Origin of the sequence: Sphingomonas sp. LaA6.9 (assembly GCF_022601895.1) — a bacterium.
Taxonomy (GTDB): domain Bacteria; phylum Pseudomonadota; class Alphaproteobacteria; order Sphingomonadales; family Sphingomonadaceae; genus Sphingobium_A.
In genome coordinates this window covers 24,886-46,883 of the sequence record NZ_JAKVIO010000034.1, presented here as the reverse complement: position 1 = coordinate 46,883, position 21,998 = coordinate 24,886, and the positions used below count along the sequence as shown (strand labels likewise).

The following is a 21,998-nucleotide window of genomic DNA, read 5'->3' as shown; positions in this document are numbered from 1 at the left end:
GGTCAAGGAGGCAAGCGCGCGTATGACCGTCGTGGCCGCTTCGTCACCCATCGCATGTCCGCCCATTCCGTCCGCCACTGCCCAGAGGCCAGCTTCGGGGCAATCCAGGACGCGATCCTCATTGATCGAACGAACCTTACCGATATGCGTGCGAGCAATTGAGCGGATGGGGATTGGATGGGTGGATTGAGGCTGGTCCTGAACGGTCATTTGCCCTCGCCTTCCAGCGCCGTGGCGGCGTCGTCATAGGCTCGCGTGAAAACTTGATCGAGCGCCCCTTTTTCCCCCTGTTCGATTTCACGCGCTAGTTCAGCGTGACGGCGACAGCTTTCCTCCCATAGCATTGCACCGCGCCCCTGCAGTCGCCAGACGCGGTCGCGGGTCGCCATGTCGACCACCGAAGGGTCAAAGGTTGCAACAGCCTCGCGGATTGTCGCCCGAAAGCCGCTAAACGTGCAAATCAGATGCTTTTTGATGTCGCGAAACGAAGCCGCAAGCGCCGCAGGGCCAGTTAGAAACCCAGGCTTTCCCTCCAAGAGGAGATCGAGTGCGAGCCGCTGCTTGGGCGCCCATTTGAAGGGATTATTGTGCGTGCCTCCGATCGTCGTGCGCGCGATCTGATAACGGCTGCGCGCGCGCTCGCGTTCGGCCATCAGATCGCCGATGCCCAGCACCATCTGCCGGTAGACGGCGCCTGCGCGTCGCATCACTTGTTCGGGGTCCTCGGCACTGAATGCCGATGCGTCGAGCCCGGCGCCCTCGCAAAACGCCTCAAGCAGTGAGCCTTGGCCGTTCCCCTGTCTGCCAGTCGGCGGTTCGTCCCATTCTGTTGGCACGGCAATCGAGGTGCCGAGGGGAGGCGAAAGGACGAGTGTCTGGCCTTCATCGGCAGAAATTCCGCCTTGCGGCGCGCGGTCGGCCACGAGCCGGTAGCGTCCCATGGTGAATGCACAAGGAACTTCAATCGGGATTTCCTCGTGGTCGGGCAAACGCTCTTCACCTGGATCGTTAAACACTCCGTTGGCACCAATACATGTGAGTGTAAGCGCGTCTCCTGCCGCCCGAAATTCGCAGTGCCAGCGTGACATCTGGCGCTCCGGGTCGAGTATCACCCAGTCGGCTGCGGGATCACGCCCCAGCCTTAACAGCCCATCCTGAAGGAAGCGGGCATCGACGGCGTGCTCCGTGTCATCTCTCTCGTAGAGTTTGAAGACGTACATGGCGACCTCAGGCGGCTTGGCAGTCATGAGCGGGTGCCCGATCAATGCGCGTCATGAGCAGCTGTTCTGGGGGCACTGCGGATTCCCGCGTGATGGCACCCTGCTGTACCGCGGTGGCAAGGCGATTGAAGGCGTCGAACAATCTGCCCAGTTCATCCTTGCGTCGGTGCGATAGCCTGAAGGTCGTGTTCCCTTCCGCCATATCATCCAGGGCTCGGCGCAGGGCGCTTAAGGGCGACGAAAGTTGGCGCGCACTCATATAGCCAATCGCTGCAATGACGAGCACGACAAACAACGACAATGTGACGAGGAGCAATGCTGCATCACGCATGGCGGTATCGATGCCCGATCGATCCAGCTCCATGTCGACCCTGCCGAAGCCTGCGCCGCCATAGCGCACGGCCTCGGAGAAATGAAGGACATCGTCCAACCGTCCACGCCGGATGCCGCGAACTGACGTTCCGACCAGTGCCGGGGAGCCTGAAGCCGTGATACGGCCATTCTCGTCGATGATCGTCAGGCTGCGCACATTCGGATCCTTCGCTGCGGATTCAACAAAGGCCTGAAGCGGCAGCCAGTCCTGCTGATCGGCGGGCAATGCGGCATTGTCCGCCATGCGCAAGGCTGCGTTTCGAGCGATGAATGCCGTCATTGAAGAGCCTGACGTCAATGCCATCTGCATAAGTGTCTCGCGCTGCCTCTCAAGCACCAGGGCGCTTCCAAGGGAGAGCGCTACAGCCGCTGCGCCCGCAAAAATCAGCGGCAGCCGAACATGAAGTGGCATGCCGTGGCGCGGCGCTTCGCGCTGACGGGCCGCGGCATCGATTTCCCTGTACAATGCATCTCGCGCCTGATGGCAGTTGGAGAAACGATCATCGGGCTTTTTCGAAAGCATCTTCTCAATGAGGAAACGCAAACCACTCGGGCAATCGGGCCTGTGTGTCTCGATGGGCATCGGATCATGCTGCGCGATCTGGATGGCCAACGTTGCAAGGCCCGTGCCCGGAAATGCCGGCCGTCCCGTCACCATCTCGTAAAGTACCGCGCCCAGCGAAAACTGATCGGTACGTGCGTCGATCGGGAGCCCGATGACCTGCTCGGGGCTCATGTAACGCGGCGTCCCCATGATTTGCCCCGCTTGCGTCCGTTCGGCTTCAATCTCGCCAAGTGCGACATCGCGCGTGTCCATGCGCGCGATCCCGAAGTCCAGGAGCTTCGCCCTGGTGTCACCATCACAGGCGAGGATGTTGGATGGCTTGACGTCTCGGTGGATGACGCCGCGTTCATGCGCGTAGCTGAGCGCATCGGCAAGTTGCACGCCGAGCGTCAATACCTTGTCGAGCCCCAGCTGCCCTGCCTCGCGCAGGACCGTATCCAGGGGCCGGCCAAACAGGTGCTCCATTGCAATATAGGGTGCGCCGTCAGCCTCACCGACATCGTAGATCGTGACGATGTTTGCATGCGACAATTTGCCGGCCGCGCGCGATTCTCCCAGGAACCGCCGCACGACTTCGGGGTCGGCACGAAATTCGGGCTTCAGAACCTTGATCGCGACGCTGCGATCGATGCTCGGGTCGTGGCCGAGATGGACATTGGCCATCGCGCCTTCGCCGATTTCGCCATCTATCCTGTATCGTCCGATCGCAGTCATAGCGGCAACCCTGCTTTCAGGCGCGCAGGGTGCGCCGACTTCGCCATGGCAGCCCGATGCGCGCGTCCGACGTTCATTGCCTCGCCTTTACGCTTCGACGGATACGAATGGCACGATCGAGATCGCGCTTGATCGCGGCATTTCCCGGGTCGAGTGTTGATGCCTCGTGGAGGAGGACCACGGCCTGCGCCAACTCGCCCTGGTGAAGGGCGGCGAGCCCCTCCCCGCGCAGCGCCCCCGCGCGCTCGCGATCCACTATTACCGGTGCCCTGGCCGGAACCGAGGGCGTCGGAGGCGGAGAAGCGACAGCCGCGCGCGGCTTCTCGGCAGCGCGCGGCACCATCTTGGGCGCTGTTCCGGGTATCTGAAGTGCCTGGCCGGATTTGAGTGAGGACGGCACCGACAAATCGTTGTAGCGCGCCAGCGCATAGAAATTGAGCCTGTCGCCGAGGAAACGCTCTGACAGCCCCATCATCGTGTCACCGGGATGAACCCGGTAGCTAAAGCTCTTGTTGCCCAGCAATTGCTTCGGATCGGCCGAAAGGCTTTCAAGCAGGCGGACCGCGGCAGCGTCATCAGGATCGCGCTTCACCATCTGCTTCAGGAGCTTGCGTGCCTTGCCTTCCTGGCCCTGATCGAGAAGTGCTACCGCGTCATCCATCTGTTGTGCGTTGCTGATCGGCTGGATCATTGCCGGACGCGGCGCCGCAGGATTTTGACCACAGGCTCCCAGCGTCGCCAGCAACAGGGCAGCCGAAAACCACGTCCATCCAGGGCGGTCTTGATGCATTTCGTTCGACATCACTTCATCCTCGCATTCAAGGCGGTCTGCTGTACGGCTGAGGTCAGATCGGCAAGTTCACGAATGGCCGAACGGTCGCGCGCAAGTCGCGTGAATTCTGAAACCGGGAGAGGTGCTGCAAAATAGAAGCCCTGAAAGAGGGTACAGCCATGGCGACGCAGCCAGAGGAACTCCTCGCGCCGTTCGACACCTTCAGCGAGTACCGCGATGCCAAGTCCTCTGCCGAGTGCAATGATGCTCTGGCAGATCGCCTGGCTGTCGCGCTGTCGATCGACCTCCTGGACAAATTCCCGGTCGATCTTGAGCTTGTCGAAGCTGAGCTTCTTCAGATAGCTGAGGCTCGAATAGCCTGCGCCGAAATCGTCGATCGAAATCGAGACTCCGAGCGCACGGAGCTTTTCGAACAATATCTTGGCGCTTGAAGAATCGAGTGCGGCCACGGTTTCGGTCAGCTCGATCTCAAGCAGCGACGCTTTCAACCCATGCCGCTGGAGCGTTCTTTCGATCAGCTGGTCAAGGTCGCTACGCTGGAGCTGATGCGCGGAGAGATTGACCGCGACCTTTACGTCCCTGAGACCATCGCGCTCCCACTGACGTGCTTGGCGGCACGCGCTGTTGAGTGTCCACAAGCCGAATTCTTCTGCGAGGCCCGCTGCTTCCACTACGGGGATAAAGTCGCTCGGCGACACGATGCCCGTCTCGGGGTGGTGCCAGCGCAACAGCGCTTCTGCGCCGCAGATCCGATTGTCGCACACATTGATGAACGGCTGAAACCACAGTTCGAGCTGTTGGCGTGCAATGGCCTGGCGGAGATCCTGCTCGAATCCGAATTCCTGCCGGGCAGCCTCGCTGGGGTCGATCATCGGCATGCGTTTCGCGCCGCCGTCGGAAGCCGTCAGCGACGCAACAGCGCGTGCTATCAGTTCTGCGGGCGAGAATGTGCCGCTGACATAGTCGGCAAAGCCGCATCGTATCTGAGGAAGGAATTCGGCATCTGGCAGGACGATCCTGCTGCAAAGCGCGTAACAGATCGCGTCGAGTTCTGCGCGCGCGACCTCGAGCGAGGTTGTGCCGAACCAGATTGCGAAGCGCGCGCGGTCGACATGTGCGAGAGCGCGCGCCTTGCCGACCATTCGCTCGATGCGCTCGGCGATGACACGAAGCGCCTGATCGGCCGTTGCAATATCAAAGGCATAGAGCCGCTCGAAATCGACAAGCTCGATCACCGCGAGCAGGCCCACTTGTCCCTGCTCCCTAGTTTCGAGCTCCATGAACTCGATCAGCGGTTCGCGCGTGGGCAGACCTGTTACACCATGCCGTCGCGGGGCGCGGTGGCTGAGCAGTTCCAATCGTCCGACGGCGATGTCGACACAGTTGCGCAGGCGCCGAGCTGAGGCGCGCGCGGCCGTATCGGGGCTTCCTGGTTCGAGATATTGTTCAAATCCGCGGACAATATGCGCGAGTTCACGCTCGGATCTTAAGCTGCGACACATCATGACAGCCATGGCAAGGAGCGCGAGCGCAACAATGAGAGAGCTCGAAGCCGGTTTCTGGACCGTCAGGAGCCCGCTTGCCAGGACGAGACCAACGCACATTGCCGCGAGGCTGGAAGCCAGTCCGCTGCCTCGCTCAAGCTTTATCGCCCCTCTCTTCCACAATGACGTTCTGGACATTGCACGCCCCGGTCGTTTTCAGAAAGACTAGGCGCGATTGGAAAAGAAACTCTTAATGTTGATCAGGCAAATCAATGCAAGTGCTGCGTTAATTAACATAGATCAAGTTCAGCAAGACGAAGGCCGCAATTTGGATGGCTGCTGGCATATTATCAACAACTTGCCGATTGTCGCAAACAGTCAGCTACGTCACCAACGCCTGGCGCCCGGGCCACGGATAAACTCCAACCGCTATAACAGGTGGCCTGCCCCCACCGAGTGGGCCAGTCAGGTAGCGCGCGGCAGGTTCGGCTGCTAGATTGCGAGCGTCTTCCGGTGGCGCTCGATCGCAGATGCGACCGCATCCGAAAATGGCAGTTCCGCCTTTGCGGTGGGCCAAAGGTCATCGAAGCGCTCGACCGTTTCCTTCGCGGCACTGACGATCATCTGCGAGGCGACGCGCGCCTTGTCCGCAATGGCGACAAGCTCGTCATAGGTGAAGGACTCCCATGCGCGCGCGCGCAGGAATTTCAGCGCCGATTCGTCCTCGGGAATGTACGGCACGGTCGAAAGCAGGTCGTAGGCAGGCGAAAGGATCGGCCTCTTCCTGTCGGGATAGATCAACGACCAGTTCTTCAGGTGCATATCACCGTTGCCGATCAGGACGCTGTAGGTCAGGCGGCGGATAAACTCGGTGATACTAGTGTCATCGGTTTCGGCGGCAAGCACGTTCAGAATGCTGCGGTAGCTGGCATTGTCGTACTTGTCGTCGGGATAGACGCCATAGACCTGGGCGAAGTCCTCGACGTGGATGGCCCCCTCTTCGCTGCGATCAAACCTGCGGATCGCAAAGGCCGATGCCCCGTACCGATCGAGTCCCTCGGGAAGGCCCTCAATCGTATCGATCCCGATCAGATCGATCTCGGGCACGTCGATGCCTAGCCGCGCGGCAAGGCTCATCGAGGCGAATTCGTTCTCGGGGACATCAGCGTGCCGGACTGAAGGGAGTTTGACAATCCAGTCGCCTCCCGTGCCGCTCGCCGGGATGGTGAGCCCGCCGTTCTTGCCATGCCGCTTGAGGCCGGAGAACTTGAGCTGCACCCCGGCGAGCGAAAACCGCAAAGCCTGTTTGGCGATCTCCGCGACTGCCGCTTCTCCGGCCTCTTCATCCGCTATCGCCGCACCTTCCACCGGCACGGCGCGCACCGCACCAGGCAAGTCATCGCCCAGCTGGCTCAAGAGCGGGAATTCGCGCACGGCTTTCAACCCTGCGCGCTTGGCAAGATAGTCCCGCAACACGCCTTCGGGCAGCAAGTTCGAAAAGAACGGCTCCAGCTTTGTCTGATAGGCGCGCGGATCATTGATGATCCCGCCATATTCGTCGCGATAGGCGAGTGAGAGCGTCGGACGGTCCTGATCCGCAAGATAATCATCATCGAAGGCGAAAATGCTGCGGTCGCCTTCAAGGCGGGAAATCCGTCCAATGCGGCGATCGTGCAGGATTATGTCGAGGGCAACGATGTCGCTCATTCGTCATCCTCCAACCGGTAGGCCGGACGTTGACGCGGGCCATCAATTTGCGGGAGGTGGACCTGATGGTTGCGCCATGTGCGCAGCGCTTCGGTCGCCGAATTCACCTGCTGGGCAATCTTCGCCACCTCGTTATATTCTTTGAAGAATTTTGCGAGGTCCTGCGAAGGCTTGAGCGCGTTCTGCAAGGTCTTCAGCGATTTGTTGTCGATCTGAAGCGCCTGGATGTTTTTGAGAATGGAACGGTAGTTCTCGACCTCTGTCAGATTGGGATAGCTGGTCCTGATCTGGTCGGCGAGCTGGAGTTCCTTCTGGATGCTGTCCAGCGCCCGGCTGGCCGCGCTCGATCCGGCAGTGCCGACGGCAGCCCGGACAGTTCCCTCTATCGCGGGCAGTGCCCTGCGCGGAAGCAGTCTCACCTCAAGGTCCAGCGCACGCGCGATCTCGGCAAGGCTTGAGACCTGCAAATCAACGGCCCCGCTCTCGATCTTGGAGATATGGCTCTGCGGCAGGCCAACGCGCTGCCCCAGCTCGCGCTGAGTCAGCCCTTTGTCCTTTCTGGCCTGCCTTATACTGGCGGCGATTTCCGCAATTCCGACGATCATTTATATGCTTTCACATATTTTTCTAACTTCTCATATGTCCGAGCATATCACAAATCTGTCCGCCTTGGCAAATTTTGATATATGCTATGGCATATCACGCACTTTATTTCATATATTATAGCATATAAACTTTCGAACCTATCCAAGCTTCGCAAGCTCGTTGGCCAGATAATTGCCGGAGAGATTGGTGTAGCGCATGACCGATTTGGGGTCGCGGTGGCCCGATTGCGCCATAACTTGGGGCATGGCCCACCCCGCCTCGAACAGGCTCGATATCCGTTCGTGGCGCGTATCGTGGAAGCGGAAATGCGTGAGCCCCGCTTTCTTCCGGGCGTAGTTGAAGGCCTTCCTCATTGCATTCGAGGTCACCGGAAACACGCGGGCTTCCGTGCGCGGCAGTGCCTTCACGTCCTGCGCGTTGACGGGATTGAGCTGAATGCCGAGCCAACGGCGGCGATAGTCGATCACGCGCTGGCCTCTTCCAACTGATCTCGCGGCGCTACGAGAAAGGCTCGATCCTGATCACCTCGAACCGTTTGGTGGGCGAATGGGGCAGTGTCTTCGGCGACCCTGTCGTCGCCACGGCAATCCTGGACAGGCTGCTGCACCACTCGACCGTAATCATTATCCGCGGAGACAGCTACCGGCTTCGCGAAAAGCGCAGATCCGGCCTTCTGCAGAAGGCCGGATCTGCGCTCGAAACCAGCAACGCCGCCACAACATGAAAGGGGGTCAGTTCTTCACTTCGACAGAGGGGTCAAATCTTCAGTTCGTTTGACAGCAGGAGGCGCTGTAGCGGGCGATCGGCTTCCATAGGTGGCGGGAGCCATTGGGCACCCTTACACAAATGACGACTATTGGCTGGTCGCCGCGACGGCGATGACGACCATCCACGGTTGTGCCCACCGCAGCGTCACCAGCCCCTAACGTTGGTTTGTCCGCTACCATCAAGCTGTTCGAGCCAGCGTCGCTTGCGCTCGATAAGGCTTTCAAGACTTGCGACGAGGATCAGCCTGGTTCGGCCGAGCTTGATCGATTCAACCTCTCCGTCGCCCATGAGCTGGTACAGTGTTGAGCGGCTTATCCCGAGCATCTGCGCGGCTTCGGGACTGCGTACGGCAAGCCTGCGCGCTGGCTCGAGCGGTACGATTGCGGTGTCCTGAAGGGTCTCGTGGTTCAGCATCACATGGTCCTTTGCCTTCCAGTGTTGAATTCATCGGCCCAGTACGCATTGGGCCGGTCCGGCGCTCCTGTGCGGCCCATGCCGCACGTGGCGCGGCAGAGGGACTGCACGCGGATCAATTGCCCTCCCATGGCCTTAGCACGAGTTCGCGCGTCACGATGGCGCGCAGCGGCCAGCCTGGTCGGACCTTGATCGTGGGCGCGATTTCCAGGTTGCGCGCGACAAGCTGGTCGCCCGCGCGGGCGGCACCTTGCTGTGTCGCCTCGCGCACTGCACGCAGGACGGCGCCCTCACCATCCATGGCGAGCTCGGTGCCGATCCCCAGGATAGATGAAAGCGCGACGCCTTGCACGAGCATGTCGAAATGGCGATCCACGTCATCGGCGAGCCCTGCCATGCCGCTGGTGTCGCTGGCGACAAGGTCATCGATTTCGATCGTCCTTGCATCGGGCAGGACAATGCGCTGCCAGGCAACCATGACGCGCTGCTGGGCAAATCCGGTGACGCGCTCACTGCGTCCCACGAGGCGCGCGCCCTGGGGTATCAGGATCTGCGTTCCAGTGGCGGTGTCACGGACATGCTCGGTGACCTGGGCGAGCACGATGCCAGGCAGATCGGAATTGAGTCCGGTGATAAGGCTCGCCGATATAACCGTGCCCGCTGCGAGCAGCGCCGCCGGCCTGTCGCCTGGCCTGCGCAATCGGCCATCGCTCTCATCATTGTCAGCCAGCGCCTTTTTCCCGGCACGCGCCTGGTCTGCCCCGACCGCTGCGGCAGCGCTGAGATGGAGCGCGCCAGTGTCATTTTCTCCAGTCGATGCCTGCAGCTTCAGCATCACGCCCGATTGCAGCGCGCTCCTGTCATCTTCGGCGCCTGGCTGATCGGCTGCAGCTGTGGCGGCGACGGGCGCAGACAGGTCCTGCGCAAGTTCGGGCCCGGCATCTCTTTGCACCACGCTATCCTCGCCCCGATCAGATGGGGATAATGGGCCGAGATATGGCACCTCATCATAGCGTGCAGGGGCCGTCTTCATGCTGTCGGGAAGTTCACTTGGCGTTGTGTCGTTCGGCTCTATCGACCCGAGGATGGGCCCTCGTACATGGGATCCGAGCGCCATCCACAGCGCGCCTGCGACCACGATCGCCAGGAGGGCTGCGAGCAGCATGATCGCAATCGGGCTGAGACGATCGATCTGGCGAAGTCGCGTGCGCAGTGCCAGCATGTCAGGAGGCAGCTTGGGCGCGCCCTGGACCGTGTCGTCGCTGAGGTCCGCGGCCTTCACGTCCCTTTCCCCCCACCTCGCCCGGTCGGTGCTCGGCTGCGCTTGATGCGCACAATGTCCTGTCGCTTGTCTCCCAGGCGCAGCTCGGCCACATCGAAAATGCGATCGACGAGATAGTAACGGCCGATCATCCTGTAGTTGACGAGTTCGGGCTTTCCACTCTCGCTGATCACGAAGAGCGGGGGCACTGCGCCTTGCGCGACATGGTCGGGAAACTGGATATAGGTCTGTCGCCCGTCGTCAAAGGCCCTGAGTGGCCGCCATGCAGGCCTGTCGCCGCTGATGTGATAGTCCAGATGGAGCCGATCGAATGCCGGCACTGTCGCGACTGGCCCCGGCGAACCAGCCCTGTTCGATATCGCCAGGACCTCGCTTGCCCCATAGGACCAGGAAATTCCGGTCATTGCGGTTGCAGCCGTGCTTTCAAGCTGGAGATGATAGACGCGCCTGTCGGTCGTGATGACGAGATTGGTCCTCAGCCCTGCCGAAAAGGGTTTGATGAGGATGTGGACGCGTCTGTTCTCGCCAGCGCCACTGCTCGTATCGCCTATCGTCCAGCGCGCGGTATCGCCAGCGGCGACCGCGATGATCGTCTCGCCGGGTTCGAGCGCGATATCGGTGATCCGGCCAGGTGCTGCATAGAGACGGTAGAGCGCGCCTTCCTGGAAGGGATAGACCTGGATTGCCTTGCGAAAGCCCTGCGTGGCCGGCTCTTCGGACGCCGCGCGATTGGCGGCATCGATGCGCGCCTGCGGACGCTTGACCGGACTTGGTGCGCCCTTGTGCACGGATCGCGCGCGCGCGGCTGGCAAAGACGGGGTCATGCGCATCTGCACATCGCTGGCGCCAGCCCTTTGGCCAGCGTCACGGCCGACGTCGATCAATGGGGCAAACATGGTTGCAAGAAGGAGCGTGATCATGGTTCTTGCCTCGAAATGGGTTTCCGGGCCGGCTGAACGCCGGACGGAGCGTTGCTGGCGTCACGCCTCGCTGCGCCGACACGCTGACGCCCGGGTGTCAGCGTGTCGGCGCCCGCGGGGGTTTCGAGCTCCCGGCTCCAGTCGATTGCGTCGACATAGAGTCCCAGGGGATTGCGGCGGAGCCTCTCGGCGGATTGGGGCGGCTCGATCCTGATGGTCAGGATCGCGGTCCAGCGCGTCGTCTCGGCCAGCTGCGCGCGTTCGAAGCGCGTCTCGGTCCATTTGACCTGGAAGGAACGCTCGGACGCGCGCACCACGCTCGTGACCTGAACCGATATGGTTGCGTCCCCCATGGCGGCAAGCGGATTGGATGCACGCGCATAGTCACTCAGGAAGGTCGCGCCGCGCCCGGTCACGAAATCATAGGCAAGAAGCCAGTTTTCGCGCAACAAGACGGGGTCGAGCGACCGGGACCGGATCTGGGTCATGAAGCGCGCGAGATGCCATGCGATCTGGGGATCCGTCGGCTGGAACGCGGCATCGGCGCGCACAACCGCGCGCGCCTCGCCGTGCCGGTCGATCTCGACGACATAGGGCACGACCCGGCTTTGCGTCGAAAGCCAGCCGAGACAGGCGGCGAGTATGGAGGAGAGCCCAAGGGCGCCGAGCGCCGCCAGGCGCCAGTTGCGCGCCTGGACGCGTGCCGAGCCGATGCGCTCGTCCCAGAGCTGGCCAGCGCGTTGATAGGGTGTTTCGCTCTGCGGGGTACACCCATATCGCTGCAGCGCGCGTCTCGGTTGCATGATCAATCCCTTTCGCCGATGTCGGGCGCAATCGAGGCGCCTGAACCATTGCCGTCGCGCAGCGCCTGGAAGGTGACCTGGCGTCGGTGCCTGGCGATCTGTTCGGCACGCAGCTGTCGAGCCCATGCGGGCATCGCGTCAGCTGCCGGATTGACCGCACCCTCGGCGGCCCCTGAAGCTTCCTGGCCATAGAACCCTGCGATGGCCTGGGCGCGCCCGCGCGCCGCAGCATCCTTCAGGCCGAGCGCACCTGAGACATGTTGGCCGGCGGCACCGCGCATCGATGCAGCGACGCCACCCATTGCAGTCCCACCACTCTCGCGCCCCAATCGCGCCGCGCTCGTCGTGGCGGCGCCCATGCTGGTCCCCGCGCGAACCGCACCGAGCGCCGCCCCACCAATCGCGCGCGTCGCGGCGATACCGGCCATGCCCCCCATGGCGATCGTGCCCACAGCGCCGACGCTCGTGGCAGCCGCAGCGCCCGCGCCCAGTTGCGGGGCCCCTGCGACAAGTCCCGAGGCGATCCCGGGCCCGAAAATGCCGAGGCCGAACAGCGCAAGGCTTGCAAGCACCAGGCTCATGGCCGCGCCGATGTCGGGATCCTGGCCATCCAGCGCCGAGACGAAATCGGCAAAGAAACCCGAGCCGATCCCGACGATGATCGCAAGGACCATGACCTTGACGCCCGAGGCCACGACATTGCCGAGAACGCGTTCGGCAAGAAAGCTTGTCCGGTTCCACAGCGCAAAGGGGATCAGGACAAAACCCGCAAGGCTTGTCAGCTTGAATTCGAGGATGGTGACGAAGAGCTGGACTGCAAGGATGAAGAATGCGCAGATCACGAAGAACCATGCGACAAGCAGGATCGCGATCACGAGAAAATTGTCGAAAAAGGTCGTGAAGCCGAGGAGCTCCGAGGCCTGATCGAGCAGTGGCCAGGCAGCCTCGAAGCCGGTGGCTGCAAGCCGTCCGGGCTTGAGCAGGTCATCGGCTGCAAGCGAGCCCCCGCCGGCGGTCAGGCCAAGACCCGCAAATGAGCGGAAAATGATGTCGGCAAGTGTGGGAAAGCTGTTCAGGATGAATGCAAAGGCGCCCACGAAGAGGATCTTGCGGACAAAGCGGGCCAGAATGTCGTCCTCGCCGGCCATGGACCAGTAGAGCCCGGCGATCGTGATATCGATGCCGATCAATATGGTTGTCAGAAATGCGACATCATTGCCCAGGAGCCCGAAGCCGCTGTCGATGTAGCGGATGAAGCTCTGCATGAAGTCGTCAATGACATTGAGGTCGTGCATCAATCGCCTCCTGACCGCCCCGCATGCCCCCGCGCCTGATGTCGTGCGCCGGGAACATGCGAAGCGTGTCGCTCCTGGGATCGCAATGCTTCAGTCGGGGGCGTAGGCCTTGCCGGTTCCAAGAAACCGTCTTGTGGCAGCGCGTGCCTCACCCTGGGCCTGCAGGCGCCCTGCCCGCTCGATCGCATCGCTTCGGAACTGGGCCGCCATCAGCTGTTGCAGCTGAAACTGCTGCTTGGCGGCGAGCGCAAGCAACTGATTGGTTGCCTGTCCTGCCTGAAGCGCACCCTCGGCGCGCTGGCTTCGCTGGACGATCGCTTCGAGCGCTCCCGCGTCGCTGCGGATATTCTCGACGATCACGCTCTGGACGCCCATTGTGTGGCGAAGGCCTGCCATTGCGGTATCGAAGCGCAGCCGTGCCTCGCGGACGCGTTCGCTCGACCCGGCAAGGCGCTCGAAACTCTCGGGAAACAGCTTGCGGTAATCGCGTTCAAGCGCGTCGAGCCGGAAATCGATGCCCTTTGCCTCACCGAGCAGGCGATCGACTTCCTCGAGCTTGCGCCTCAATGCCTGGAGTTCGGGAAAGTCGATCGTCGAGAGATTGCGCGTCATTGCCTGCAGCATCGCGGCTTCATTCTGGAGCGACTGGATCTGCTGATTTATCTGTTGGAGCGAGCGCGCCGCTATCAGCAGATTCTGGGCATAGTTGGCGCTGTCGAATACCGGGATCGCCTGGGCAGGTTCAGTAAGTGCCAATGGAACGGCAATGCCGCACGTGGCCAGAAATGCTGCATATATAACGGGTTTCACGGCTTTTCTCCTTCCTCATGAGGGGCACCGAATTGCGCGACGAGCCCCGCGGCCCAGTCGAGCGCTGCACTTTGAAGAAACCGCTGGGCAAAGGGCGCATCGTGCGGCTCGGCGAGAAGCGCATCGATACGCCGCTGATCCTGGGGACTTGCGCTGGCGCACAGCGCGAGCGCGACGGGGCCAAGGCCAAGCTCGAAGAGTCGATTTCCGCGTGACGATTGGAGATAATAGTCGCGCCTGGGGGTCGCCCGACTGATGATCTCGATCTGCCGCGCACTCAACCCGAAACCTTCGTAGATCTGCCGTATCTGGGGTTCGCTCGCGCGGTCATTGGGCAGGAAGATGCGCTGCGGACAGCTTTCGATGATGGCGGGCGCGATTGTGCTGCCGGCTATGTCGGAAAGCGACTGGGTCGCGAACACGACCGCGACATTCTTCTTGCGAAGCGTCTTGAGCCATTCGCGGATGCGCGTCGCAAAGAGCGGATGATCAAGGAACATCCAGGCTTCATCGAGCACGAGCAGCGTTGGCCGGCCATCGAAGCGCGCCTCGAGCCGGTGAAAAAGGTAGGACAGGACCGGTGCGATGACGCGGCCATGCGCCATCAGCGCCTCGGCTTCGAAGCACAGGACGCCCCTGGCTTCGAAATCCTCGCAGGCGGCATCGAGCAGAGGGCCATAGGGCCCCTCGAGCGTATAGGGGGCAAGCGCTGCGCGAAGCTCCGCGTTCTGGATCATCAGCGACAAGCCCGTCATCGTGCGTTCCTCCGGCGGGGCGCTGGCGAGACTGGTGATGGCCGACCAGACCGCGTCTGTGAGCTGAGGCGTGGATTCCACGCCCTCCTGTGCGATCAGCGCGAGGACCCATTCGCTTGCCCAGGCCCGTTCCTCGGCCTTGTCGATATGTCTGAGCGGCTGAAAGGCAATTGGCTGGGCATCACCCGTTCCGAGCCCAAGAATGTGGTGCGTGCCTCCCATCGCCAGGATCGCGGCGCGCGCCGAGCACCCCTTGTCGAACATGCAGATCAGCGCGTGCGGATAGCGGCGGAACTGGAGCGCGATGAGGGCGAGCAGGACTGACTTGCCGGCCCCTGTCGGTCCCACGACGAACATATGCCCGACATCGGCGACATGAGTCGAAAGCCTGAAGGGGGTGGAACCGCCGGTCTCGGCCAGAAGCAGCGGTGGACCATCCAGATGCGCGTTGCCAGCGGGGCCCGCCCAGACCGCGGACATGGGCATGAGATGCGCGAGATTGAGCGTGTGGATGAGCGGCTGGCGCACATTGGCATAGACCTGGCCCGGCAGGCTCGACAGCCAGGCCTCAACGGCGTTGATTTCCTCACGGATGCTTGCAAAGCCGAGGCCGTTCACAACGCGCTCGACCGCGCGCAGCTTGCCATCCACGGCGGATGCGTCGCTGTCGATGACCGTGATCGTCGTCGTCAGATAGCCAAAGGCGACATGGTCGGCGCCAAGCGCCTGGAGCGCGAGGTCGGCGTCGGCGGCCTTGTTGTCGGCGTCGGAATCGAGCAGCTGTGCCGGCTGATTGTAGAGCACTTCGCGCAGGAGTGCGCTCACCGACTTGCGCTTGTTGAACCATTGGCGACGAAGCCTTGTCAGCGCGCGCGACGCATGGACCCGGTCGAGCGCAATGAAGCGCGTCATCCAGCGATAGCCGAAATCGAGATGGTTCATCGCGTCGAACAGCGCGGGGCGGCTCATGCCCGGAAAGCCCAGAATGGTGAGCGTGCGCAGATGGTGGTTGCCGAGACGCGGCGCGAGCCCGCCGATGAGAGGTGTGTCGACCAATATGCCATCGAGATACATGGGGGTCTCGGGAACCGCCACGGAACCGGAATGAACCGAGATGGTGCGGTGCAGATAGCTGAGCGTCTCACCGTCGCCGAGCGGCTCGATATCGGGCAGGAACGCCTGGAAAAGATCGTGCGCCCGGTCGGTTTCGGCGATGAAGGTCGCGAGCAGCTGGCGCCAGTCCCTGCCCTTTTGCGGCTGGCCGCGCGCGACCATCGCACGACCGACATGTTCGCGCGCATCGGCATCGGGGAGGAAGACAAGGGTCAGGACATTGTGGTTCTCAAAATGTGCGCCGGCCCGCTCGAAGGCGGCGCGGCGCTCTGCATCCACGATCCAGGACGCCGGATCGGGAAAGGCGCTCATCGGATAGTCGGGTGCCTCAACGCGCGTGGATTCGAAGAACAAAGCCCAGCCCGTGCCAAAGCGCTTGAGGACATTGTTGGCGCGCGCGCAGGCGGCCACCAGGCCCTCCTGCGTTGCACTTTCGAGGTCCGGTCCGCGAAAGGCGAAGCTGCGCTGGAAGCTGCCATCCTTGTTGAGAACGACACCTGGTGCGACAAGCGCCGCCCAGGGAAGATGGTCGGCAAGCCGGTCAGAGCGATCGCGATATTCTCTGAGCGCTAGCATGCGAAATAGCCCTGATGTTTGAGGTGACGCAGGAGCACGGCTACAAAATCGGGGTCGCGGCGTGCGGCAAAGGCGCTGCCGCTGTGCGCGAGGATCCAGAGCGCCAGGCCGATGGGCCATTGCTGGAGTCCAAGGCCGATGGCAGCCGCGAGCGTTCCGATCAGGATCGCCAGGCCGCGCGGCGCGCCGCCCAGCATGATCGGCTCACACAACGCGCGGTGGATGCGCACCTCGAAGCCCAGGGCAATGTCGACAGGCGCGCTCATGCGACAAGCGCTCCGCCGGCAAAGCTGAAGAAACTGAGGAAGAAGCTTGATGCAGCAAAGGCGATAGAGAGGCCGAAGACGATCTGGATGAGACGTCGAAATCCACCGGCCGCCTCGCCAAAGGCGAGCGTCAGGCCGGTCGTGATGATGATGATGACCGCGACGATCTTGGCCACGGGCCCCTGGACCGACTGGAGCACCTGTTCGAGCGGCTGTTCCCAGGGCATGCCCGAACCGGCAGCGTCGGCTGAAACCGAAAGCACGAGAGCCGTGGCGCCGGCTGCAATCGCGGCCAGGTGGACATGCGGTCTTTTTCGGCACCTCATGGAATGTCTCCTTGTGCGGATGGATCGAGTGCGCGGATCAGGTAATCGCCATGATCATCAAGCCCGAATATGCGGGCGAGCGTGTCGACGCGCCGACCATGGCCGCGCCCCGAAATGAAGACGACGATATCGACGGCATCGGCGATGAGCTGACGCGAAACCGAAATCACCGCCTCCTGGACAAGCTGTTCGAGACGGTCGAGCGCGGACCTGGCGCTATTGGCGTGAAGCGTCGCAATGCCGCCGGGGTGGCCGGTATTCCACGCCTTGAGGAGATCGAGGGCTTCGCCGCCGCGCACCTCGCCCACGATGATGCGATCGGGCCTCAGGCGCAGCGTCGAGCGAACCAGATCCGCCATTGTGACGCTGCTTGTCCTCGTTCTGAGCGCAACCTGGTCGCGCGCGGCGCACTGGAGTTCGCGGGTGTCCTCGATAAGGATCACGCGTTCGTCGCGATTGGCCATTTCGGCAAGCAACGCGTTGGCGAGCGTGGTCTTGCCCGAGCTCGTGCCGCCCGCGATCAGGATGTTGCGCCTCGCGGCAACCGCGAGGCTGAGCGCGCGCGCCATGTCGGCCGACATGATCTGTTGAGCGACATAGTCATCGAGCCGATGGACGCGAAGTGCCGCCTTTCTGATCGAGAAGCATGGCGCGACCGATACCGGTGGCAGCACGCCTTCGAAACGTTCTCCCGTGCCGTCGCCAAGCGGGGGAAGCTCGGCCGATATGATGGGGGCGCCGGCATGGACCTCACTGCGCGCATGGCTTGCAACCAGGCGGATGATCCGCTCGACCTGCGCGGGATCATAGCGCATCCCCGTGTCCTGGCGTCCCCCGCCAAGACGATCGAGCCTGAGCGATCCATCGGGGTTCACCATGATCTCGGTGACCTCCGGGTCGCAAAGTGCGGCAGCAATTATGGGGCCCATTGCCGTATGCAGCATCGCGCGCCGGCGTTCCTCGCAGAGCGATGCCGTCATTGCTCGCTCCTGTGCGGCCGATGCACGGGGGCCCTGCGACCGGCGTTGATCTGGCGGCCGACCTCGGCAACGAAGGCCTCGAAGCGTTCGCGTCCCAGGGCAATCGCTGCGCTATTGGCTTCGGGTAGCGCCGCGGTCACGGTCAGCTGGTGCCGCACGAACAATGAAAGGCTTTCGAGCAGGATCTCGATGTCGCGCCGCGCAAGCGCAATGTCGCGTTGCATCCGGTCGAGACGCGGCCGCAACAGGCCATCGACCTCCTTGGTTGCCTCGCGTTCGAGCAGTGCCGCGACCGCGTCATTGATGATGCGCGAACGACTGGTGCCGGGCCGGCGCGTCAGCACATCGAGCGCGCCTGCAAGCTCTTTGTCCAGATAGATATTCAGCCGGATCTTCATGGCTGCTGACCTCGATCTTGCGGTTTTGCGACCATTTGCTGTCGCGCCGCATCCAGGTCGCGGGCATGTCTGAGCGAATCGAGCGGCTGATCCGCGCTTGATCCAGGCGCGGGTTTCGCTGGCGCCTTGTCGGCCGCTACGGATGCCGGGGCGGGATGATTGGGATGAAGGGCAAGTTCGCCCTGCTCAGCTATTTTGCCGCGCTCGGGCTGTGGAAGCGTCGAGACAGGCAAGGACGGCTGAACGGAGCCCGGGGAGTCGGCGTCGTGCCAGTCATGCCTGCGGTGAGGCGGACAATCGTCATAGCGACCTTCGACCAGGGGCGGCGGCGGCAGCTGACGGCGCTTGAGCTGCGGGTCCTTGTGATAGCGCAGCTTGGTCGCGCGGATGGGCGGGCGTCCTTCCATCAGGATGATCGCCTCGGCTGCGGGAAGCTGCATGACCTCGCTGATGGTCATCAGTTGGCGCGCGGTTTCCTGGTGGCTGACACTGATATTGGGCAACCATAGTGACATGCGCGGTCCGGAATGGTTCTGCATCGCGCGTAATTCGGTTGTCGTGCCGAGCGCGTCTGAAATGCGTCGTGCAGTCCGTTCGTCGTTGGTCGCGAAGGTTACGCGGACATGGCAGTGATCGAGAATGGCATTATTCGCGCCGTAGACCTTCTCGATCTGGTTGAGGCTTTGCGCGATGAGGAAGCAGCGGATTCCGTAGGATGCGACATAGCCAAGCGCGGTCTCGAAGAACTCGAGACGCCCCAGCGCAGGAAATTCATCCAGCATGACCAGGAGCTGGCGCCCGGTGCCGGTCTCGACGATTTCGGATTCGGTCAGTCGTCGGCTGATCTGGTTGATCATGAGCCGGATGAGGGGCCGAGTGCGTTCGATATCCGACGGCGGAACGACCAGGTAGAGCGAAACGGGATTTCTGCCGCCCAGAAGATCGGCGATGCGCCAGTCCGAGCGACGCGTCACCTCGGCCACCACGGGATCGCGGTACATGGTGACATAGGACAATGCGGTCGAGAGCACGCCCGACAGTTCATTTTCGCTCTTGTTGAGCAGTTCCTGGGCGGTTTCGGCTATGACCGGGTGCGTCCGCGGTTCGGTTTCACTGCCCAGATGATTGCTTTGCCGCATGTGCCTGAGCGTGGCGACAAAGGACGCGCCCGGCCTCGACAGGAAGTTTGCGAGGCCGGCGAGCGACTTGTCCTGCTCGGCATAGAGAATGTGGAGCATCGCGCCTACCAGCAGCGAATGGCTGGTCCTGTCCCAGTGGTTGGGCCTTTCAAGCGCGCCTTCGGGATCAATGAGCATGTCGGCAATGTTCTGGACGTCGCGCACCTCGTTCCTGCCCTTTCGGACCTCGAGCAGCGGATTGAAACCGGCCGAACGCGGGTCGGTCGGATTGAAATAGAGGCAATGCGAGCCGAGGCTGCGCCAGCCTGCGGTCAGCGCCCAGTTTTCGCCCTTGATGTCGTGAACAATGACCGAGCCCGGCCATGTGAGCAGCGTTGGCACAACAAGCCCAACGCCTTTTCCCGAGCGCGTGGGTGCAAAGGCGAGCACATGTTCGGCGCCTGAATGACGCAGATGACGACGGCGATGGCATCCAAGGAAGACGCCGTCATCGCCGAGCAGACCTGCGGCGACGATCTCGGCATGGCTTGCCCATCGCGCCGACCCGTAGGTCGTGGCCTGCTGCGACGTGCGCCGGCTCCAGAATGAGAAGCCAAGCGCAACGACACAGCTTGCGATGAACGCGCACACACAGACGGCGCCGGCCGCGTCGAACACATAGGGGACATAATCGGCATAGCGAACCCACCACAGGAAAAGTGAAAGCGGGTGGTAGACGGGCCAGTCGCCCAGCATGAGCACGGGTGCACCCAGGCGCGGCTGATTGCCCATCATTGCAGCCGCCCACTGCGTCGCCAGCTGCAGACCGGCAGCGTTGATCGCGACTATGATCATCAGCCTGGCGATCTGGTGTCGACTGGAATTCATGGCGGCTCTCCGGCCCGTGCCTCAAGCAACGGGCTCGGCCCAAGCATCGCAAAAAACAGAATATTCTTCGCCCGGACAATCGCGGCCAATCGCGGCCAATCGCGGCCAAATGCGGCCAGCATTTCGAAGCTTGGACCCGAGAGGCCCGAGGGACCCTCTTCAGAAGACGTGCGAGTCGCAGGCAGGCTGGCAGGCCCAACCAGAAGAATGAGCGGCCTTGACCCAAGCCCTATAGCGATCGCTCAGGGCCGATATTCCAGCGAATGCCGTTCCCAAGCATGATCCCCGAGATGTGCAGACCCTGGCGATGCTCGAGGATCGCGTCCCAGGGAACCATGCTGAATTCGCCTGTTCGTTCCAGAACCATGAACCGACCGCATTCCAGCGTGACCGTTTCACCAAGAATCCCATGAACCGTGTCTCCTGGCCGCGGGTGCATGAACGTGGCGCCGAGGCGGCGTGCAATCTCGGCGCCGGCGGCATCCAGTTCGCGATTCCGAAATCCGGCAAACATATCGGGCTCATCGGGCCCGCTGCGCGAAACCTCGGGTGGCTTGCCCGCAAGCTCCGGTTTCTCGAGATGCCAAAGGCGGTCAACCATCTCATCGCGTTCGGGGCCGGAGGCGAGTGACGCCTCAATCACCATGCTGGAAAAAGTCTCTGTCAGCGAAGGGTCGAGGTCTGCGGAGTGATCTGGGTCAATTGCGATCCGGGGCCTATGTCCGATCGCATGATCGCGGGTTGTTCCAAGATCGAGCTCGATCAGCTCGCGTGCGCGCTCGCGCAGGCCATGGGTCAGATAGTCGGGGGCTATCACCAGATCATTGCCCACAAGGTCTTGGCCCCGAACAATGAGATGCGCATGCGGATGGGCGGTGTCGAAATGATCAATGGCGATCCAGTCCGTCCCGGTACCCAGGTCAAGCTCGACGCGCGCCATGAGGCGCCGGATGAGTGGCTTCAGATCCTCATATTCAACCCCGTCCTCGGGCGAGACGATGACACGGAACTCATGGCGGTCATGCAATTGGCGTTCCTGGAACTGCGACTTGTCGAGTTCGTCATGGGTGGCGTCGTAGAACCGCCCATGACCGCCCTCCCGACTGACACCGTCGCGCTCGACATAGGACTGGTAGACGCGCGACACATGGATGCCCTTGCCTGCAAGTCTTGCAATGCTCGCCTTGACGATGACGCGACGCTGCCCGGATGGATCTGCCTGACCGCGCGCAGCAAGGACACGTCCGATGCCGCTGCCGCGCGCAACGCGGCTGCCGATGAAGCGCTTGCCGGTGATGCACCGCGGTGAATCGCCGGCAGCCAGGCTGGAGGCAGTCAACACGCGGTGCAGAAACCTGCGCGCGCCAGCCTTGCCGCGCATGCGTCCTGGGTCGGGCCGGAATTGGTCATCCCAAGCCATGGTCCAACCTTTGCCGATCATCCCCGGCGCCGGCGCCAACCCCAAGACGTGCCGTGCGCAGCGCAGCAATTTTGCGGCTTTGCTGAAGATCCGGCACTGTCGCGTCGAATTGGGGCGCCGCATTGCTGGCAAGAAAATGTTTATGTTTCAGCAGGTTTATCAGCAGACCAGTGCCACAGCTTAGAATCTTGCCTCGCATGATCCTACTGTTCTTCTGCCCCACTTCGCAATTGAGAGAAGATGGGATGGTCGACCTTGCGAGGCCGCGCAGATTCCGGCTCACACCGCTTTGCATGTTCTGGATTTCGGTCACCGACGGGGTGGGCGCGTCGCACATTTTCGCGTTCCTGATCGCCAATGTTCATCAGCTTTCTCTTCGCTTTTCGCATGCCCCGCGTGCAGCAC

The 21,998-nt window shown here is 62.3% G+C and carries 22 protein-coding genes and 1 pseudogene; 1 reads left to right on the top strand and 22 read right to left on the bottom strand.

Annotation, left to right across the window (positions count from 1 at the left end; genetic code table 11):
* The 8 genes from MKI88_RS15950 to MKI88_RS15915 all read right to left on the bottom strand — a co-directional run.
* Positions 1-210, bottom strand: a 210-nt coding sequence (locus tag MKI88_RS15950; RefSeq protein WP_407073367.1) for a PP2C family protein-serine/threonine phosphatase, incomplete at its 3' end; no start/stop codon positions are given.
* The gene (gene tagH, locus MKI88_RS15945; protein WP_241632385.1) at positions 207-1,247 is read right to left on the bottom strand and encodes a type VI secretion system-associated FHA domain protein TagH; all 1,041 of its coding nucleotides are present in this window, start codon (positions 1,245-1,247) and stop codon (positions 207-209) included. The genes tagH and MKI88_RS15950, both read right to left, overlap by 4 nt.
* Complete coding sequence (locus MKI88_RS15940; RefSeq protein ID WP_241632384.1) at positions 1,228-2,871, bottom strand: protein kinase domain-containing protein; 1,644 nt, start codon at positions 2,869-2,871, stop codon at positions 1,228-1,230. Before MKI88_RS15940 ends, tagH begins: the two co-directional genes overlap by 20 nt.
* Before the next feature lie 73 nt (positions 2,872-2,944).
* The gene (locus tag MKI88_RS15935; RefSeq protein ID WP_241632383.1) at positions 2,945-3,532 is read right to left on the bottom strand and encodes a LysM domain-containing protein; all 588 of its coding nucleotides are present in this window, start codon (positions 3,530-3,532) and stop codon (positions 2,945-2,947) included.
* A gap of 140 nt (positions 3,533-3,672) precedes the next feature.
* Positions 3,673-5,178, bottom strand: coding sequence for a bifunctional diguanylate cyclase/phosphodiesterase (locus MKI88_RS15930; RefSeq protein ID WP_241632382.1), 1,506 nt, complete (start codon positions 5,176-5,178; stop codon positions 3,673-3,675).
* A gap of 462 nt (positions 5,179-5,640) precedes the next feature.
* Complete coding sequence (locus MKI88_RS15925; protein ID WP_241632381.1) at positions 5,641-6,855, bottom strand: type II toxin-antitoxin system HipA family toxin; 1,215 nt, start codon at positions 6,853-6,855, stop codon at positions 5,641-5,643.
* Complete coding sequence (locus tag MKI88_RS15920; RefSeq protein WP_241632380.1) at positions 6,852-7,460, bottom strand: helix-turn-helix domain-containing protein; 609 nt, start codon at positions 7,458-7,460, stop codon at positions 6,852-6,854. Before MKI88_RS15920 ends, MKI88_RS15925 begins: the two co-directional genes overlap by 4 nt.
* Before the next feature lie 138 nt (positions 7,461-7,598).
* Complete coding sequence (locus tag MKI88_RS15915; protein ID WP_241632379.1) at positions 7,599-7,928, bottom strand: tyrosine-type recombinase/integrase; 330 nt, start codon at positions 7,926-7,928, stop codon at positions 7,599-7,601.
* Positions 7,929-7,939: 11 nt separating this feature from the next.
* Here MKI88_RS15915 and MKI88_RS15910 point away from each other — a divergent pair.
* Positions 7,940-8,185 (top strand): annotated as a pseudogene (locus MKI88_RS15910) (ATP-binding protein); the annotation flags it as partial.
* A 188-nt stretch (positions 8,186-8,373) separates the two neighbouring features.
* On the opposite strand, the gene MKI88_RS15905 reads toward MKI88_RS15910, so the two are convergent.
* The 14 genes from MKI88_RS15905 to MKI88_RS15840 form a co-directional block, all read right to left on the bottom strand.
* Positions 8,374-8,643, bottom strand: a complete 270-nt coding sequence (locus MKI88_RS15905; protein WP_241632378.1) for a helix-turn-helix domain-containing protein — start codon at positions 8,641-8,643, stop codon at positions 8,374-8,376.
* 115 nt (positions 8,644-8,758) lie between these two features.
* Entirely contained in the window at positions 8,759-9,925 is a 1,167-nt protein-coding gene (locus MKI88_RS15900) for a TrbI/VirB10 family protein (RefSeq protein WP_241632377.1), read from the bottom strand.
* Entirely contained in the window at positions 9,922-10,845 is a 924-nt protein-coding gene (trbG, locus tag MKI88_RS15895) for a P-type conjugative transfer protein TrbG (RefSeq protein WP_241632376.1), read from the bottom strand. The genes MKI88_RS15900 and trbG overlap by 4 nt, the downstream gene beginning before the upstream one ends.
* Positions 10,842-11,648, bottom strand: coding sequence for a conjugal transfer protein TrbF (gene trbF, locus MKI88_RS15890; protein ID WP_241632375.1), 807 nt, complete (start codon positions 11,646-11,648; stop codon positions 10,842-10,844). The genes trbG and trbF overlap by 4 nt, the downstream gene beginning before the upstream one ends.
* Positions 11,649-11,650: 2 nt before the next feature.
* Positions 11,651-12,943, bottom strand: coding sequence for a P-type conjugative transfer protein TrbL (trbL, locus tag MKI88_RS15885; RefSeq protein WP_241632374.1), 1,293 nt, complete (start codon positions 12,941-12,943; stop codon positions 11,651-11,653).
* A gap of 90 nt (positions 12,944-13,033) precedes the next feature.
* Entirely contained in the window at positions 13,034-13,753 is a 720-nt protein-coding gene (trbJ, locus tag MKI88_RS15880) for a P-type conjugative transfer protein TrbJ (protein ID WP_241632373.1), read from the bottom strand.
* Positions 13,750-16,197 carry a conjugal transfer protein TrbE gene (gene trbE / locus MKI88_RS15875; RefSeq protein ID WP_241632372.1) on the bottom strand — a complete coding sequence of 816 codons (2,448 nt, stop codon included), beginning with the start codon at positions 16,195-16,197 and terminating at the stop codon, positions 13,750-13,752. The genes trbJ and trbE overlap by 4 nt, the downstream gene beginning before the upstream one ends.
* Positions 16,191-16,463: a VirB3 family type IV secretion system protein gene (locus tag MKI88_RS15870; RefSeq protein ID WP_241632371.1), complete on the bottom strand. Its 273-nt coding sequence runs from the start codon at positions 16,461-16,463 to the stop codon at positions 16,191-16,193. The genes trbE and MKI88_RS15870 overlap by 7 nt, the downstream gene beginning before the upstream one ends.
* Positions 16,460-16,789, bottom strand: a complete 330-nt coding sequence (locus MKI88_RS15865; RefSeq protein WP_241632370.1) for a TrbC/VirB2 family protein — start codon at positions 16,787-16,789, stop codon at positions 16,460-16,462. The genes MKI88_RS15870 and MKI88_RS15865 overlap by 4 nt, the downstream gene beginning before the upstream one ends.
* Positions 16,786-17,769, bottom strand: a complete 984-nt coding sequence (gene trbB / locus MKI88_RS15860) for a P-type conjugative transfer ATPase TrbB (RefSeq protein ID WP_241632369.1) — start codon at positions 17,767-17,769, stop codon at positions 16,786-16,788. Before trbB ends, MKI88_RS15865 begins: the two co-directional genes overlap by 4 nt.
* The gene (locus tag MKI88_RS15855; protein WP_241632368.1) at positions 17,766-18,167 is read right to left on the bottom strand and encodes a CopG family transcriptional regulator; all 402 of its coding nucleotides are present in this window, start codon (positions 18,165-18,167) and stop codon (positions 17,766-17,768) included. Before MKI88_RS15855 ends, trbB begins: the two co-directional genes overlap by 4 nt.
* A complete protein-coding gene (traG, locus tag MKI88_RS15850) occupies positions 18,164-20,173 on the bottom strand; it encodes an IncP-type conjugal transfer protein TraG (RefSeq protein WP_241632367.1) in 2,010 nt (669 codons plus the stop codon). The genes MKI88_RS15855 and traG overlap by 4 nt, the downstream gene beginning before the upstream one ends.
* A gap of 229 nt (positions 20,174-20,402) precedes the next feature.
* Positions 20,403-21,614, bottom strand: coding sequence for a DUF3363 domain-containing protein (locus MKI88_RS15845; protein WP_241632366.1), 1,212 nt, complete (start codon positions 21,612-21,614; stop codon positions 20,403-20,405).
* A complete protein-coding gene (locus tag MKI88_RS15840) occupies positions 21,580-21,930 on the bottom strand; it encodes a hypothetical protein (RefSeq protein WP_241632365.1) in 351 nt (116 codons plus the stop codon). Before MKI88_RS15840 ends, MKI88_RS15845 begins: the two co-directional genes overlap by 35 nt.
* Positions 21,931-21,998: the final 68 nt, after the last annotated feature.

Coding starts and splice junctions, on each gene's coding strand:
- MKI88_RS15865 (WP_241632370.1), bottom strand. CDS start 16,789: ATGAGGTGCCGAAAAAGACCGCATGTCCACCTGGCCGCGATTGCAGCC.
- trbB (WP_241632369.1), bottom strand. CDS start 17,769: ATGACGGCATCGCTCTGCGAGGAACGCCGGCGCGCGATGCTGCATACG.
- tagH (WP_241632385.1), bottom strand. CDS start 1,247: ATGACTGCCAAGCCGCCTGAGGTCGCCATGTACGTCTTCAAACTCTAC.
- MKI88_RS15905 (WP_241632378.1), bottom strand. CDS start 8,643: ATGCTGAACCACGAGACCCTTCAGGACACCGCAATCGTACCGCTCGAG.
- traG (WP_241632367.1), bottom strand. CDS start 20,173: ATGAATTCCAGTCGACACCAGATCGCCAGGCTGATGATCATAGTCGCG.
- trbL (WP_241632374.1), bottom strand. CDS start 12,943: ATGCACGACCTCAATGTCATTGACGACTTCATGCAGAGCTTCATCCGC.
- trbE (WP_241632372.1), bottom strand. CDS start 16,197: ATGCTAGCGCTCAGAGAATATCGCGATCGCTCTGACCGGCTTGCCGAC.
- trbG (WP_241632376.1), bottom strand. CDS start 10,845: ATGATCACGCTCCTTCTTGCAACCATGTTTGCCCCATTGATCGACGTC.
- MKI88_RS15935 (WP_241632383.1), bottom strand. CDS start 3,532: ATGGATGACGCGGTAGCACTTCTCGATCAGGGCCAGGAAGGCAAGGCA.
- MKI88_RS15870 (WP_241632371.1), bottom strand. CDS start 16,463: ATGAGCGCGCCTGTCGACATTGCCCTGGGCTTCGAGGTGCGCATCCAC.
- MKI88_RS15845 (WP_241632366.1), bottom strand. CDS start 21,614: ATGATCGGCAAAGGTTGGACCATGGCTTGGGATGACCAATTCCGGCCC.
- MKI88_RS15840 (WP_241632365.1), bottom strand. CDS start 21,930: ATGTGCGACGCGCCCACCCCGTCGGTGACCGAAATCCAGAACATGCAA.
- MKI88_RS15920 (WP_241632380.1), bottom strand. CDS start 7,460: ATGATCGTCGGAATTGCGGAAATCGCCGCCAGTATAAGGCAGGCCAGA.
- MKI88_RS15855 (WP_241632368.1), bottom strand. CDS start 18,167: ATGAAGATCCGGCTGAATATCTATCTGGACAAAGAGCTTGCAGGCGCG.
- MKI88_RS15930 (WP_241632382.1), bottom strand. CDS start 5,178: ATGGCTGTCATGATGTGTCGCAGCTTAAGATCCGAGCGTGAACTCGCG.
- trbF (WP_241632375.1), bottom strand. CDS start 11,648: ATGCAACCGAGACGCGCGCTGCAGCGATATGGGTGTACCCCGCAGAGC.
- MKI88_RS15925 (WP_241632381.1), bottom strand. CDS start 6,855: ATGAGCGACATCGTTGCCCTCGACATAATCCTGCACGATCGCCGCATT.
- MKI88_RS15940 (WP_241632384.1), bottom strand. CDS start 2,871: ATGACTGCGATCGGACGATACAGGATAGATGGCGAAATCGGCGAAGGC.